General features: G+C 64.5%; 12 protein-coding genes. 2 read left to right on the forward strand and 10 right to left on the reverse strand.

Features of this window, described 5'->3' with window-relative positions:
• Window positions 1–211 precede the first annotated feature (211 nt).
• Both JS533_RS08030 and JS533_RS08035 read right to left on the reverse strand, forming a co-directional pair.
• Entirely contained in the window at window positions 212–1,525 is a 1,314-nt protein-coding gene (locus tag JS533_RS08030; RefSeq protein WP_241513908.1) for an MFS transporter, read from the reverse strand.
• A 345-nt stretch (window positions 1,526–1,870) separates the two neighbouring features.
• Window positions 1,871–3,265, reverse strand: a complete 1,395-nt coding sequence (locus tag JS533_RS08035; protein WP_241513909.1) for an NCS2 family permease — start codon at window positions 3,263–3,265, stop codon at window positions 1,871–1,873.
• Window positions 3,266–3,658: 393 nt separating this feature from the next.
• On the opposite strand from JS533_RS08035, the gene JS533_RS08040 reads away from it, so the two are divergent.
• Window positions 3,659–4,579, forward strand: coding sequence for a hypothetical protein (locus JS533_RS08040; RefSeq protein WP_241513910.1), 921 nt, complete (start codon window positions 3,659–3,661; stop codon window positions 4,577–4,579).
• Between the two features lie 572 nt (window positions 4,580–5,151).
• Here JS533_RS08040 and pstB read toward each other — a convergent pair.
• From pstB to JS533_RS08080, 8 genes are all read right to left on the reverse strand, one after another.
• Entirely contained in the window at window positions 5,152–5,931 is a 780-nt protein-coding gene (gene pstB / locus JS533_RS08045) for a phosphate ABC transporter ATP-binding protein PstB (protein ID WP_241513911.1), read from the reverse strand.
• Between the two features lie 46 nt (window positions 5,932–5,977).
• Window positions 5,978–6,976, reverse strand: coding sequence for a phosphate ABC transporter permease PstA (gene pstA / locus JS533_RS08050; RefSeq protein WP_241513912.1), 999 nt, complete (start codon window positions 6,974–6,976; stop codon window positions 5,978–5,980).
• Window positions 6,976–7,932 carry a phosphate ABC transporter permease subunit PstC gene (gene pstC / locus JS533_RS08055; protein WP_241513913.1) on the reverse strand — a complete coding sequence of 319 codons (957 nt, stop codon included), beginning with the start codon at window positions 7,930–7,932 and terminating at the stop codon, window positions 6,976–6,978. The genes pstA and pstC overlap by 1 nt, the downstream gene beginning before the upstream one ends.
• 143 nt (window positions 7,933–8,075) lie before the next feature.
• Window positions 8,076–9,224 carry a phosphate ABC transporter substrate-binding protein PstS gene (gene pstS / locus JS533_RS08060; protein WP_241513914.1) on the reverse strand — a complete coding sequence of 383 codons (1,149 nt, stop codon included), beginning with the start codon at window positions 9,222–9,224 and terminating at the stop codon, window positions 8,076–8,078.
• A gap of 356 nt (window positions 9,225–9,580) precedes the next feature.
• Window positions 9,581–10,285, reverse strand: a complete 705-nt coding sequence (locus JS533_RS08065) for a response regulator transcription factor (RefSeq protein ID WP_241513915.1) — start codon at window positions 10,283–10,285, stop codon at window positions 9,581–9,583.
• A gap of 175 nt (window positions 10,286–10,460) precedes the next feature.
• A complete protein-coding gene (locus JS533_RS08070) occupies window positions 10,461–11,834 on the reverse strand; it encodes a sensor histidine kinase (RefSeq protein WP_241513916.1) in 1,374 nt (457 codons plus the stop codon).
• 115 nt (window positions 11,835–11,949) lie between these two features.
• A complete protein-coding gene (mtnN, locus tag JS533_RS08075; protein WP_241513917.1) occupies window positions 11,950–12,657 on the reverse strand; it encodes a 5'-methylthioadenosine/S-adenosylhomocysteine nucleosidase in 708 nt (235 codons plus the stop codon).
• A 32-nt stretch (window positions 12,658–12,689) separates the two neighbouring features.
• On the reverse strand, window positions 12,690–13,823 hold the full coding sequence (locus tag JS533_RS08080) for a 3-deoxy-7-phosphoheptulonate synthase (RefSeq protein ID WP_241513922.1): 1,134 nt from the start codon (window positions 13,821–13,823) through the stop codon (window positions 12,690–12,692).
• A gap of 286 nt (window positions 13,824–14,109) precedes the next feature.
• Between JS533_RS08080 and JS533_RS08085 the strand changes: the two genes are divergently transcribed.
• The gene (locus JS533_RS08085) at window positions 14,110–15,390 is read left to right on the forward strand and encodes an MFS transporter (RefSeq protein ID WP_241513918.1); all 1,281 of its coding nucleotides are present in this window, start codon (window positions 14,110–14,112) and stop codon (window positions 15,388–15,390) included.
• The last annotated feature ends 32 nt before the right edge of the window (window positions 15,391–15,422 follow it).

The raw sequence follows: 15,422 nt of genomic DNA on the forward strand, positions 1-15,422 counted from the left end.
AAAACGCAACAGACGTACCAAACGAGCGTGGGGTTGGGATATACGATGTTCGACCGTATGACTTGGCCGAGCGGCCCGGAGCGTGTCGAATATCGTATATCCCAACCCCACGCGGTCACCGAATCATCCGTGACCGTCAAACGCACGCACAGACGTCACGTGCGCAACCCAGATCGGTCACCGGATCATCCGATCACAGTGACCGATCGGATCACATCTCGTAATCCTTGTCCTTGCTCTCCTTGATCAGGAACAGGGCGATCAACGCAAGCGCAGCCATCACGGCCATGTACCAGCCGACCGACATCACGCCGTGCGTCTCGACGAGCCAGGTCGCCAGCGACGGAGCGAACGCGCCGCCGAAGATCGCGGCGAGGTTGTAGCTGAGTCCGGCGCCGGAATAGCGCACGTTCGTCGGGAACAGCTCCGGCAGATACGCGCCGCACGGTCCGAACAGGCCGCCCATGAACACGAAGCCGACGCACAGGAACACCATGATCAGCGTGGCGTTGTGCTGCAGCAGGGCCGGGGCGAAGAGGCTGAAGATCAGCGTGCCGGCGGTGAAGAAGATCAGCGTCTTCTTGCGGCCGTACTTGTCGGCCGCAAGGCAGCCGACGATGATGAACGCGGCGAAGAAGAACACGGAGACCATCTGCATGCCGAGGTACTGCGGCTGGGTGAAGTTCAGTCCGGCCACGCCGTAGCTGAGGGACCAGGTGCCGAGGATGTAGAACAGCGTGTAGGTGATGCCCATCGCGACCGTGCCGAGCAGCACTTCCTTCCAGTACGGCAGCAGGTCGGTCAGCGGGTGCTTGGAGGTGCGCTTCTCGGCGGCGGCCTTCGCGAAGATCGGCGTCTCGGACATGCGTTCACGCACGTACAGGCCGATGATCACGAGCACCGCGGACAGCAGGAACGGGATGCGCCAGCCGAACGCGACCATCTGGTCCTTGCTCAGCGTGGTGGTCAGCAGCAGGTTGATGCCGTACGCGCAGAAGAAGCCGATCGGCGCGCCCAGGTTCGGGAAGGAGCCGTAGAGCGCGCGCTTGTTGGCCGGCGCGTTCTCGGTGGCGACCAGCGCGGCGCCGGACCATTCGCCGGCGAGGCCGATGCCCTGGCAGGCGCGGCACAGGCACAGGATGACCACGGCCCATGCGCCGATCTGCTCGTAGCCGGGCAGCAGGCCGACGACGAACGTGGAGATGCCCATCGTCATCAGGGCCACGACCAGCGTCTTCTTGCGGCCGAGCTTGTCGCCGAAGTGGCCGAAGAGCAGCGAGCCGAACGGGCGGGCGAGGAACGAGACGGCGAACGTGACGAACGCCATCAGCGTGGCGAGCGCCGGGTTCGACTTGGCGACGGAGGTGAAGAAGATCGTGCCGAAGTAGCTGGCGGCCGCGATGGAATAGCAGTAGTTGTCGTAGAACTCGATGGCGGTGCCCACCATCGACGCGGCGATGATCTCGGGCACGGAGTCGCGCTTCACGGTTTCGCGTGACAGCGTGGCGGTTGCGGATGCGGACATGATGAAACCCTGTTTCCCCTCATAGTGCACGCGCCTGGCGCGCGCGTTCCGAATGCCATGACGGCATCCGGCGAAAAATGTTTGATTCCCGGGGCAGGGGGCTTGTAGCCCGGCCTGGACGGGAGAAAACACACAAGGCATGCGACATCCGCATCATGGGCTTTTGGCCAGCGGTGCCGCACACCGCTGTGCTGGAATACGAGTGTGGCCGATAACCAGTCAAAAAGGAAGACCCTGACCACATAGTGAACGTACGAGACGGAGTGCAGGATCGCGGATACGGAAGTCCCCGCCGGCGACAGGCCGGCGGGGACTTCCAAACGCAACTATGACGTAATCAGTTGATCACAGCACCGCGTTCAGGATGAAGTCGAGCACGAACAGGATCGCGACGACCCAGATCACCGGGTGCACCTTGTTCGCCTTCTTCTTGCAGGTCATCACGATGCAGTACATGATGAAGCCGCCGGCGATGCCGTACGAGATCGAGTACGAGAACGCCATGAACACGGCCGCGAAGAACGCCGGGATCGCCTCGGTGATGTCGTTCCAGTCGATCTCCTTGAGGGAGGCGGCCATCATGCAGCCGACGATCACGAGCACGCCGGCGGTCGCGGCGGACGGCACGGCGGAGATGATCGGGGACAGGAACGCGGACAGCGCGAAGCAGATCGCGACGACCACGGAGGTCAGGCCGGTGCGGCCGCCCGCCGCGATGCCGGCGGAGGACTCGACGTACGTGGTGGTGTTCGAGGTGCCGCAGATCGCGCCGATCGAGGTGGCGATGGAGTCCGCGAACAGGGCCTTGTCCATCTTCGAGGAGAAGCCGGAGCCGTTCTCGAGAGCGGCCTCGTCGTCGGCCGAGAAGATGCCGGTGCGGCGACCGGTGCCGATGAACGTGCCGATCGTGTCGAACGTGTCGGACATGGAGAACGCGAAGATCGTGACGATCACGAGCGGCAGGCGGGCCACGTCGGAGAACAGCGCGGGGAAGCCGGCGCCGGTGAAGATCACGCCGAAGGTGGCCGGCAGCTGGGAGAACGTGTCGCCGATGGAGACGGACTGGCCGAAGTTGGTCACGCCGAACGGGATGCCGACGACCGTGGTGATCGCGATGGCCAGCAGCATGCCGCCCTTGACCTTGAGCACGGTGAAGACGATGGCGAGCAGCAGGCCGATGAGGAAGACCCACAGCACGGGGGTGTTGAGCGTGGCGAGGCCCGGGGTGGCGGCGGTGGCGAGACCCTTGCCGGCGGCCTTGGTGTCCTTCGGGGTGAAGCTGATCAGGCCGACGTTGAGCATGCCGACGTACGCGACGAACAGGCCGATGCCGCCGCCGATCGCGTGCTGCAGCGTCTCCGGGATCGCCTTGATGATCATCTTGCGGATCTTGGTGACGGTGATGATGATGTTGATCAGGCCGCACAGGAACACCATGCACAGCGTCTCCTGCCAGGTGAAGCCGAGGCCGAAGCAGACGGTGTAGGTGAAGAACGCGTTCAGGCCCATGCCGGCGGCCTGCGCGTACGGCACGTTGGCGAACAGGCCCATGACGAGCGTGCCGATGATGGCCGCGATGATCGTGGCGAGGAACACGCCGCCCCACGGCATGCCCGTCTGGCTCAGGATCTGCGGGTTGACGACGATGATGTAGCTCATCGCGAAGAACGTGGTCAGACCGGCCATGACCTCGGTGGACACGGTGGTGCCGTTCTCCTTCAAATGGAAGAACTTCTCCATATATCTCTGCTTCCTTTTCGTGGGTTGTTAGGGGCTGGCGCGCGACGCGGCGGTTCTCCCGTGCAAACGCGCGTATGCGCGGGATCATCGGCCGCCTATCGATCAGTCCCGGCGAGAATCGCGACTCGCCCTGCGTTCGTATATCGAACGCGCCTCACCATAGCACCGTCGCAAGTCATGGAGGTTTCGTGAACACGCGCCACGCACGTATCGCATACTGGGCGCGACCGTAACGATGTCCCGCCATGCCGCGACGAACATGTCGACAATACGTCACTGCCGCCCGTCGCCGCAGATCATTGTTTTGCCGCACGATCGTCGAAAGTTATCCACATATCCACAATTTTCACGACGACATCAGCGCGGCACACGAAAACACGCTACGGTTGGCCCATGGAACAGAACATCACACTGCAACAGTCGCTCGCCGATCGAGCGGCCGACGTCACGCAACGATGCGCGAACATCACCACACAACTCGGCAAACCGATCTTGTTCGGCATGACCACCGCCTTGGAGCTACAAGGCATCGTCCTGCCCGATCGATGCAGTCTGGACATGACGGCTCTGCACAGCGTTGCCAGTACGGCGGCAAGGCGCATCGACACCTCCGACGGAACGCTGCGATCCCATCTCTGGAAACCGATCGCAGACGAGCAGCGGTCAAGCCGAACCATCACGTCATCCGTCCGTGCGCTGCATCCGTTTCATGCGTGGGCTCAGCTCGCCAAACATGTATCGCTCGAAGATGCCATCAAGGTCGGTGACGCCGTTCTCGTGGCAAGATCACACGATCCGCGAGATACGTACCAGTCGCTGGTCTCGTTGATCAACCGGACCCGCGGATTCGCTGGACGTACCACATGTCTGCTCGCCTTGACGCATATTTGTGAAAACGTCGCCTCCCCGATGGAGACGATCGGTCGGCTTGCAGCGACCCGGCACGGCGTTCCACGTCCCGAGACGAACTACGCCGTACCCGGCGAGACGTTCGCATCAGGCAAGCCAATGACCTTGGATATGGCATGGCCGGAGTTCAAGGTCGCCGTGGAATACGACGGAGACCATCATCGAACGGACAAGACGCAATGGCGCCGCGACCAAGAGAAACGTGAACGCTTGCGTAGCCACGGCTGGATCGTGGTCGTCATCACCGCCGATAATCTGCGGGACGAGGCCCGGCAAGCGGAATTCGCATTCCTAGTGGCCCGGTACCTGCTGTCGCGAGGCGCCCAATTTGAGTTTCGCCCGAAAGCGATGCCTTTGGAATCGAGGATCCCGCATTCGCGACTGCTGACGACGGGTACTGCATGACAGGCATAGTAGGTATGGTCATGCGCGACACCGCAACTCCGGCACCGCAACCTCGACACTGTGAGCGCAGCACCGCGAACGCAACGAAGCGTCGGCGTCGACCGCTATCCCGCGGTCACGCGATGGAAAATCAACGCATTTTTCCATCGCGTGACCGCGGCTTATGTGAGTCGTGACGTCGAAACGGCATCAAACTCGCGTTGAATCGTGCATACCAAGGTCACGGGATGGCAATATGCGCGATGTTTCCATCGCGTGACTAACTGGTCGGTCACGCGATGGAAAATACGCCCGATATTCCATCACGTGACCTCGTAACACACGTCACAGGGCGCACGCGATGGCATGTAATCGGTTACATGCCATCGCGAGACTCCCCGCGAGGTCACGGGATGGCAAAACAAGCCAAAATGCCATCCCGTGACTGGACAGAACGTGGGAGAAGAGATGCACCCCAATCCAACGTACCCGCACATAAACGCAGGAAGCCCTGCACCACAAGGGCACAGGGCTTCCTGAACAAGCGCGGCGGAGAGAAAACGCCGCGCGGGACGGCACAACCCGTCGCGCGATCAGCCGAAGCGGCCGGAGACGTAGCGCTCGGCCTCTTCGTTCTGCGGGTTGTTGAACATGGTGGTGGTGTCCGCGAAGTACTCGAGGTGGCCCGGCTGGCCCACGGCCTTCAGGTTGAAGAACGCGGTGTAGTCGGCGATACGCGCGGCCTGCTGCATGTTATGGGTCACGATCACGATCGTGTAGTCGCCCTTGAGCTCCTGGATCAGGTCCTCAACCGCCAAAGTCGAGATCGGGTCCAGAGCGGAGCAGGGCTCGTCCATGAGGAGGACCTGCGGGTGCACGGCGACGGCGCGCGCGATGCACAGACGCTGCTGCTGACCGCCGGACAGGCCGATGCCCGGGTTGTCGAGACGGTCCTTGACCTCGTTCCAGAGGTTGGCGCCGCGCAGCGCCCACTCGACGAGATCGTCAGCGTCGGACTTGGAGATCCTGCGGTTGTTCAGGCGCACGCCGGCCAGCACGTTCTCGCGGATCGACATGGTCGGGAACGGGTTCGGGCGCTGGAACACCATGCCGACGTCGCGGCGCACGGAGACCGGGTCCACGTCCTTGTCGTACAGGTTCTTGCCTTCGAGCAGCACCTCGCCCTTGACGTGGGCGCCGGGGATGATCTCGTGCATGCGGTCGAGGGTGCGCAGCACGGTCGACTTGCCGCAGCCGGACGGTCCGATGAACGCGGTCACCTTGTTGGGTTCGATGTGGATGTTCACGTCTTCCACGGCGAGGAAGTTGCCGTAGTAGATGTTCAGATGGTTGACATCAATGCGTTGTCCCATGTGAATTTCCTTATTTCTTGCTTTGCGTAAGTATCGGGAGCAGCACTCAGCGTTCGGCCTTCACGGCGAAGACCTTCGCCACGAGGCGGCCGATGCCGTTGAGGATGAGGACGATCAGGATCAGCACGAGGGCGGCGGCCCAGGAGCGCTCCATCGGGATGGTCGGCACGCAGGCCGCGGTCGCGTTGGCCGGGCAGTTGGCGCTCAGCTTGGAGTATTCCTGATAGACGTACACCGGCAGCGTGGTCATCTTGCCGTCGAACAGGTTGACGTTCGTGGAGGCGATGTAGCCGGCGGTCATGAGCAGCGGAGCGGTTTCGCCGATGACTCGCGCGATGGCGAGGATGCAGCCGGAGACGATGCCCGGCAGGGCGGTGCGCAGCACGATCTTGGTGATCGTGCGCTGCTTGGTCACGCCGAGTGCGTACGAAGCCTCGCGCAGATCGCCGGGGACGATCTTGAGCATTTCCTCGCTGGACTTGACGACGGTCGGCAGCATGAGCAGCGACAGTGCGACGGAGCCGGCGAAGCCGTTGACCGAGCCGGGGCCGAGGATGATCGTGAACATCGAGAACGCGAACAGGCCGGCGACGATGGACGGGATGCCGCTCATCACGTCGACGAGCAACGTGATGGTCTGCGCGAGCTTGCCGCCGTGCGCGTATTCGACGAGGTACACGGCGCACATGAGGCCGATCGGGATGGAGATGACCATCGAGCCGAACGTGATCTCGAGCGTGCCGATGATCGCGTGGAGCACGCCGCCGTAGCCGCCGGACGGGGTCGGGTTGCCGCCGACGACGCCGGTCATGTTGTAGCTCAGGAAGTTCAGGTTGAGGCGCTTGATGCCGTTGATGAGCGTCGTCAGGAGCACGGAGATCAGCGGGATGCAGGCGACGACGAACGCGAGCGCGATGAGCACGGTCATGATCAGGTCCTTGCGCTTGCGCGAGGCGATCAGCGAGCGGGACGGCTTGAACTTGTCGAAGTCGATGACGGGGGCGCCTTCGAGGGAGGCCTTGGGATCCTGGGTGAGATCAGCCATCATGCCACCTTCTTTTCAGTGATCTTGCGGGCCACGTAGTTCACCACGAACGTGATGAGGAACAGCACCAGACCGGTGCCGATCAGGACCGACACGCCGAGGTCGTTGGCTTCCGGGTACTGAGCGGCGATGTTCGCGGCGATCGTCTGGTTCTGCGAGGCCTGCAGCAGCTTGAACGAGTAGGTCAGGCCCGGGGACAGGATCATCAAGACGGCCATGGTCTCGCCGAGTGCACGGCCGAGGCCGAGCATGGAGGCGGAGACGACGCCGGACTTGCCGAACGGCAGGACGGCGAGCTTGATCATCTCCCACTTGGTCGCGCCGAGCGCGAGGGCGGCCTCCTGCTGCAGGCGGGGGGCCTGCAGGAAGATGTCGCGGGACAGGGAGGTGATGATCGGCAGGATCATGACGGAGAGCACGACGGCCACGGTCGCGACGGTGCGCGACGGGCTGGCGGCGGGGCCGGCGAACAGCGGGATCCAGCCGAGGTAGGTCGCCACCCAGTTCCAGAACGGGTAGATGGCGGGAACCAGGATCAGGCCGCCCCACAGACCGTAGATAACGGACGGGATGGCGGCGAGCAGGTCGACCACATAGCTCAGCGCGGTGGCGAGCTGCTTGGGCGCGTAGTGCGAGATGAACAGCGCGATGCCGAGCGAGACGAAAAACGAGATCAGCAGGGCGAGCGCGGAGACGAGCACGGTACCGAACAGCAGCGGGCCGACGTAGCCCCAGAAGCTGGACGCCTTGCCGCCGGTGAAGTCGGAAATCGTCTGGCTGTTGGCGGTCTGGTCGCCGCCGATGAGCGGCCATGCGCGGAACAGCAGGAAGAGGAAGACGGCGGCGAGGACCACGAGGATCAGGATGCCGCACGCATAGGCGATGACGCGGAACACCTTGTCCGCGGTCTTGCCGCTGGCGGCGGGCATCATGGCCGCTTTTTCTTGCGAACTCACAGGTTCTCCTTAACGGGTTGCGAAGGAAGACTGCACGAGCTTGGATTTCACGGAAACCTGACCGACCACTTCAGGCCGCAGCCACACTCGGTGTCTGCGGCCTGAAGCATTTCAGTCAACGGTTCCCTGCGGAATCCTTAGGCTCACTTAGTCTTGATGGCCTCGATGGAGGCGGCGTCCTTCTGAGCGATGGAGTCAGGCAGCGGGGCGGAGCCGGCGGCCTGGGAAGCGGTCTGCTGGCCATCGGAGCTGGTGACGTAGGTCAGCCAGGCCTTGGTGAACTCGGCGGTCTTGGTGTCCTTGTACTCCGGGCAGGCGATCATGTAGGAGACCAGCACGATCGGGTAGGCGCCCTCAGTGGAGGTGGCGTGGTTGATCTTGACGACCACGCGGTTGTCGCCCTTGACGGACGAGTCGAGCTCGGAGTCGTCGATGACCTTGGTCGCGCCGTCGGCGGAGATCTCGCTGTACTTGTCGCCGACCTTGACGGCCACGGTGCCGAGGTCGCCGGCCGCGGAGAAGTCGGCGTAGCCGATGGTGCCGTCGGCCTGCTTCACGGTGGAGACGACGCCCGAGGTGCCCTTGGCGCCCTGGCCGACGGAGTTCGGCCAGTTCTCGGACAGGTCGTAGGTCCAGGCGTCGGGGGCCTGATCCTTGAAGTAGCTCACGAAGTTCTGCGTGGTGCCGGACTTGTCGGAGCGGTGGACCACGGTGATCGCGGTGTCCGGAAGCGTCAGATCCGGGTTCTGGTCGGCGATGGCCTTGTCGTTCCACTTGGTGATCTTGCCGTCGAAGATCTTGGCGATGGTCTCGGCGTCCATGTTGATGTGCTTGCCGGAATCGGAGACGCCCTTGAGGTTGAAGACCACGGCGATCGGGGAGATGTAGACCGGGATGTCGAACGCGGTGGTGTTGTTGGCGCACACGGACGCGGACTGGTCCACTTCGTCGTCGGCGAGGGCCTTGTCGGAGCCGGCCCACGCGGTGGCGCCGGTCAGGAAGGTCTTGACGCCAGCGCCGGAGCCGGACGGATCGTACGCGATCTTGGCGTCCGGGTTGGTGCCCTGGAAGCCGGCGACCCAGGCCTCGACGGCGGCCTGCTGCGAGGAGGCGCCGGCGCCGTTGAAGTTGCCGGAGATCGGGGTGGAAGACGAGGTGGTGTCGGAAGAAGAGGAAGAGCCGTTGCTGCCGGAAGTGGAGGCGGTGGTGTTGTCACCGCAAGCAGCGAGCGAAGCCAGCATCGCAATGCCGGAAACGGCCGCGATGGAGCGGAAAAGCACATTCTTACGCATGTCTGTTTCTCTCTATTCTGTCAATCAATCTTTTTGACATTTCAAGACTAAAAGACATCCGGCATCCTGTCCGCCAAAATCGGTGAACGCAAGATGAACAGTTGCCAATCAATCCGACTACGCCCCGGCTACGTCGTTTTGCGCAGCCGGGGCGTAGTCCCCGCGTGGCGGGCAACGCTCGTCACTCCGTGGACGAACGGTCCAGTGGACCGTTCGTAGCCGTGCGCACCAGCGCACGCGCCGGACACCGCGTGACGAGCAACGCTCGTCACTCCGTTGGACGAACAGTCCTGTGAACTGTTCGTAGCCGCGCGCACCAGCGCACGCGCCAAGCACAGCGTGACGAGCAACGCTCGTCACTCCGTTGGACTATCGATCTTGTATCCCAGCCCGCGCACGGTCGTCAGGTACTTCGGGTGCGCCGGATCGACCTCGATCTTCGAACGCACGCGCTTGACGTGCACGTCGAGCGTCTTCGTGTCGCCGACGTAATCCGATCCCCACACGCGGTCGATGAGCTGGTGGCGCGTCATCACGCGGCCCTTGTTCTGCATGAGGTATTCGAGCAGTTCGAATTCCTTGAGCGGGAAGATCACGTTCTGTCCGCGCACGGTCACCTGATGCTGGCCGATGCGCATCACGATGTCGCCGCAGGTGAGCGGCACGTCGCCGTCCACGCCTTCGGCGACCTCGGCGACCATCTGGTTGCGTCGCAGCACGGCGCGGATGCGCGCGAGCAGCTCGCGGAACGAGTACGGCTTGGTCACGTAGTCGTCGGCGCCGATCTCCAGACCGACGACCTTGTCGATCTCCGCGCTTTTCGCCGTGAGCATGATGATCGGCACGCGGCTCTGCTCGCGGATGCGCCGGCACAGTGCGGTGCCATCGAGGCCGGGGAGCATGAGGTCGAGCAGCACCAGGTCGAAGCCGCCCTGCGTGAACAGTTCGAGCCCTTCCTCGCCGGTTGCGGCGTAGGAGACGTCGTAGCCCTCACGCGTGAGCTGGTAGACCAGCGGCGCCCGGTATGATTCCTCGTCTTCCACGATGAGAATGCGTGTCATGTCTGCTCGTTTCCCGTTTCTCTTGTCCGTTGTCTTCCCGAATGCGTTGCCGCATCGGCCGACGGCCCGGCGGCCACCGATTCCTGCGCCTTATCGTAGCCGCTTGGTGAACCGCATATGACGAACTTCCTAAACTACGTACCTAATCGTCGGCACTAGATCAACGTAGTCGGACTCACGCCTCGCCGTCGCGCGAACCGGCCGTCCCGCCGGCCGCTCCGTCGACCGTTCCATCAGCCGGCTCGTCGGCCGGCCCACTCACGTCATCCGACCCGTCGCCGCCGGACCCGCGCACGTCGTCCGCGGCCGGCAGCTCGATCGTGAACGTCGAGCCCTCCCCCTCGCGCGACCATACGGAGATCGTGCCGCCGCACTCCTGCACGCAGTGCTTGGTGATCGCCAAGCCCAGTCCGGAGCCGCCGGTCTCGCGCGAGCGCGCCGGATCGACCCGGTAGAACCGTTCGAACACGCGCCCCAGCGACTCGGCCGGAATGCCGATGCCCTGATCGACCACGCGGATCGTGACCTTACCGTCCTTGCGGCCCACGCCCACGGCCACGACCGTATGCTCGGGGGAATAGTGGATCGCGTTTTCGACAAGGTTCTTGACCGCGGTCTTCAACGACTCCGCGTCTCCCATCACGGTCTCGTCGCGCCCGTCGCGCGCGTCGTCGGCCGCGTCGACCGGCTCCATCTCGCCGTTGAGCGTCAGCCGGATGTCGATGTGCTTGGCGTCGGCCTGCACCTGGTTCTCGCCGATCGCACCGCGCACCACGCCCATCACGGACACGGGGTGCATGTCCATCACGCCCTCCATCGACTGCGCCTTCTGCAGGTCGATGAGCCGGTGCACGAGTTCGGTCAGCCGGTTCGATTCCTTCGCGACGCGGCCGGCGAAGTACCGCACGGCGTCCGGATCGTCGGACGCGTCGCCGATCGTCTCGGCGAGCAGCGAGATCGCGCCGGCCGGCGTCTTCAGTTCGTGCGACACGTTCGTGACGAAATCGCGGCGCATCGTCTCGAACCGACGCTGCTCGCTGATGTCGGTCAGGAAGATCGCGTACAGATCCCCGGTGACGCGGCCGATGCGCACGCGCAGGCAGCGCGTGTCGCCCGGCACGTCCTGCCCGGGCTGAACGCCGCGTCCGTTGGGCTCGCCGGCCGTATGCGCGCGGTCGAGCGGCACGTGCACCTCACGTTCGCGCACGCGGCCGTCGCCCACGACGAGCGCGAGGATGTCGCCGATCTCATTGGACGACAGGTTGCCGTGCTCGACGAGACCGAGCGTCGCGGCGAGCGGGCTCACGTACCGGACGCGGCCGCCCGGACCGCATGCGATCATCGCCTCCGGCATGACCTCGATCAGCGCGCGCTCGGATTCGCGCACGGGTACGTTGCGGCCGAACAGCGACTGCCGGGTCCGGTCGCGCAGGATCTCGTCGACCCGCGTTTCGCCGATCTGCCGGCCGTACGAGTACGCCGCGGCGACTGCCACCGCGCATGCGCACGCCACCACGACCACGATCAGCATGATCTGCCACCACGCCATGAGACACCTTTCGAACGACTTGCGTTTCCAGCGTAACGGCCCATGCGCGTAGCCACACCCCGCCGTTACGTAAGTTCAGCGTTTGTTCACGTTCATGGCCCGGCCCGGCATGCGGCTACAGGCGCTTGACGATGTTCACCGCGAGCCGCGCCGCGGTGTCGGCGTATTCGGAGATGTCGAACTCCTTGAACACCTCGTAGTCGGTGTCCGCGTTGTCGCTCAGCGCGCGGATCACGAGCGCCGGCACGCCGTTGCGGGCCGCCACGTGGGCCACGGCCGCGCCTTCCATCTCGACCGCGTCCGCGCCGGTGTCGCGGATCACCTGCTCGACCTTCTTCGGGTCGTCCACGAAGTAGTTGCCGGAGGCGATGATGCCGGTGATGTGCGTGATGCCCATGTCGCTCAGGGCCGCGTCGGCGAGCGCGAGCAGCCGGTCGTCGGAGTGGAACTCCTCGACGGGCGCGTCGGCCTTGCCGGGCGTCCACTGGCCGACGAGGCGCATGTCGGTGTCGAGGTAGCGCAGCGTGCCGCCGAGCACCACGTCGTTGATGTGCAGGTGCGTGTTGAGGTTTCCGGCGATGCCGGAGAAGATGATCGCGTCGGGCCGGTACATGTCGATGAGCCGCTGCGCGGTGGCGGCCGCGTTGACGAGGCCCATGCCGCCGACGGTCGCGGCGACGTTGACGGTCGCGCCGTCGTTGGCGGCGATGGTGCCGCGCGAGACGTCGAGGCTGGCGGCGACGTCGTGCTCGACGTCGTCGAGCGCGCCTGCGATGTGCGCGACTTCCTCGTCCAGCGCGCCGATGATGGCGATGGTGGTCATGGTTCGGTTCCTTTCTGTCCGTTCTCTGTCGGTCACTTCCAGCGGCGGGCCGAAACGGCGTCCGCGAGCTCGTGCAGCAGCCGTTCGGTCTCCGGCCAGCTGATGCACTTGTCGGTGATCGACTTGCCGTAGACGAGCTGGTCGAGCGGCGCGGCGGGCTGGTTGCCGCCTTCGATGAAGCTTTCCATCATCACGCCGGTGATGCCGGTCTCGCCGTCGGCGATGCGCCGCGCGATGTCGCGCACGACTTCGGCCTGCCGGTGCTCGTCCTTGCCGGAGTTGCCGTGCGAACAGTCGACGATCAGTCCGTGCGCGGCGGCCGAATCGGCCGGCATCATCGCACGGATGTCCTCCATCGCATGCCGCACCGACTCCGCGTCGTAGTTCGGCCCGTGGATCGAGCCGCGCAGCACGACGTGGCAGTCCGGGTTGCCGAGCGTCTCGACAGCGCACGCGCGGCCCATGTGGTCGATGCCGAAAAACGTGTGCTGCTGCGCGGACGCGAAGCAGCCGTTGACCGCGGCCTTGACGGACCCGTCGGTCGCGTTCTTGAAGCCGATCGGCATGGACATGCCGGATGCGAGCTGCCGGTGCACCTGCGATTCGGTGTTGCGCGCGCCGATCGCGCCCCAGCTGACCGCGTCCGCGATGAACTGCGGGCTGGTCGGCTCGAGGAATTCGGTCGCGGCGGCCAGCCCCTCCCCCAGCACGCCGAGCAGCGTCTTGCGGGCGAGCAGCAGGCCCTTCTTGATGTTGTGCGTGCCGTCGATGTCCGGGTCGTTGATGAGCCCCTTCCAGCCGACGGTCGTGCGCGGCTTCTCGAAATACACGCGCATGACGATGAGCAGCTCGCCCTCGACCTCCTTCATCACGCGTGCGAGCCGGTGCGCGTAGTCGAGCGCGGCGGCCGGATCGTGCACGGAGCACGGGCCGACGATGACGAGCAGCCGGTCGTCCTGCCCGTACAGGCAGGCGCGGATCTCGTCGCGCGAGTAGGCGACGATCTCCTGCGCGGCCGCGTCGAGCGGCAGTTCGGCGAGCACCTGCGCGGGCGTGGGCAGCGGCTCGAGTTCGACGACGCGGCGGTTGATGATCCGGTCCACGCCGACCTGGTCCTCCCAGCGCGGCACGTCGGTGGCGATGAGCGGGTTCTTGCCTTCGCGCATGGCCTGGCGGATGGCGCGCAGCTCCTCCGGCGTGTTGAGCGGCTGCGGGTGGTCCAGCCCGGCGGGCGCCGCGATGTCGCCGCCGGCCGCGCTTCCGGGCGCGGCTCCCGTGTTCTTCTGCTGCTGCATATCGGTCTCTCCTTGAACGTCCATTCCTTCCCCAAACTAAAGGTCCGCGGGGACGAATCGCCCGTCAGAATTCATACGCTGTTCACCCGGGGTCTTGCCCGTCCAGCCGGCCGACCCGTACGATGGCTGATAGTTGTTTTCTTGGTCAGGAGTCGTTATGTCCAGTCCTGTTTCCGCATCCGAACCCGTCGCGCCGGCCGGGGCGAAGCTCACGCCGCGCGAGAAGAAGTGGATCGTCTACGACGTCGGCAATTCGGCGTTCGTGCTGCTGTCGACCGCGGTGATCCCGATCTACGCGAAGTCGCTGATGCCGGCGGACGGCAACATCGTCTCCGCGTGGGGCTACGCGCAGACGATCGCATCGCTGGTCATCGCGCTGCTCATGCCGCTGCTCGGCTCGATCGCCGACGTGCAGGGCATGAAGATCAAGTTCTTCCTCGGCTTCTTCGGCACGGGCGTGGTCATGTGCTGCGCGATGGCGCTGCCGCTGACCTGGCTGCCGTTCCTGATCGTGTACGTGCTCGCGACGATCGGCCTGAACGGTTCGCTCACGTTCTACGATTCGATGCTCATCGACACGACCGACAACGATCGTATGGACAAGGTCTCCTCGCACGGCTACGGCTGGGGCTATGTCGGTTCGACCGTGCCGTTCATCCTGTGCATCGCGCTGATCTTCGGCGGCCCGGCGCTGTTCGACTGGTCGACGGTCGCCTGCACGCGCGCCTCGTTCGTGATCACGGCCGTGTGGTGGGTGGCGTTCACGATCCCGCTGCTGACCAGCTACACGCAGGTGCACTACCGCGCGACCCGCGAGCACGCGCACGAGGCGATCCACGGCACGTTCACGGAACTGGCCGGCACGCTGCGCAAGCTCGTGAAGAACAAGCCGTTGTGGATGTTCATGATCGCGTTCTTCTTCTACATCGACGCGGTGAACACGGTGATCTCGATGAGCACGTCGTACGGCACGCAGCTCGGCATCGATTCGACGCAGCTGGTCGTGGCGCTCCTGGTGACGCAGTTCGTCGCGTTCCCGTGCGCGATCCTGTACGGGCGTCTGGCCGGCCGGTTCGGCTGCAAGCCGATGATCATGGCCGCGGTCGTGGCGTACATGTGCATCGTGTTCTTCGCCGCGTTCTTCCTGCGCTCGGCCGTGCAGTTCTGGATCCTCGCGATTCTGGTCGGCATGTTCCAGGGCGGCATCCAGGCGCTGTCGCGCTCGTACTACGGCAAGATCATCCCCAAGGAGCACGCCAACGAGTATTACGGCCTGTACGACATCTTCGGCAAGACCGCCTCGATCCTCGGCACGTTCCTCGTGGCGACCACCACGTCGCTGACCGGCAACGCGTCGCTCGGCGTCCTCTCGATCGCGATCCTGCTGGTCGTGGCGCTGGTGTTCCTCACCCTGCAGAAGGATCCGACCCGCCAGTGACAGCGGCGGTTTGACGATCGAGAGGCTGATTC

The organism is Bifidobacterium amazonense, assembly GCF_018555435.2.
Classification (GTDB): domain Bacteria; phylum Actinomycetota; class Actinomycetes; order Actinomycetales; family Bifidobacteriaceae; genus Bifidobacterium; species Bifidobacterium amazonense.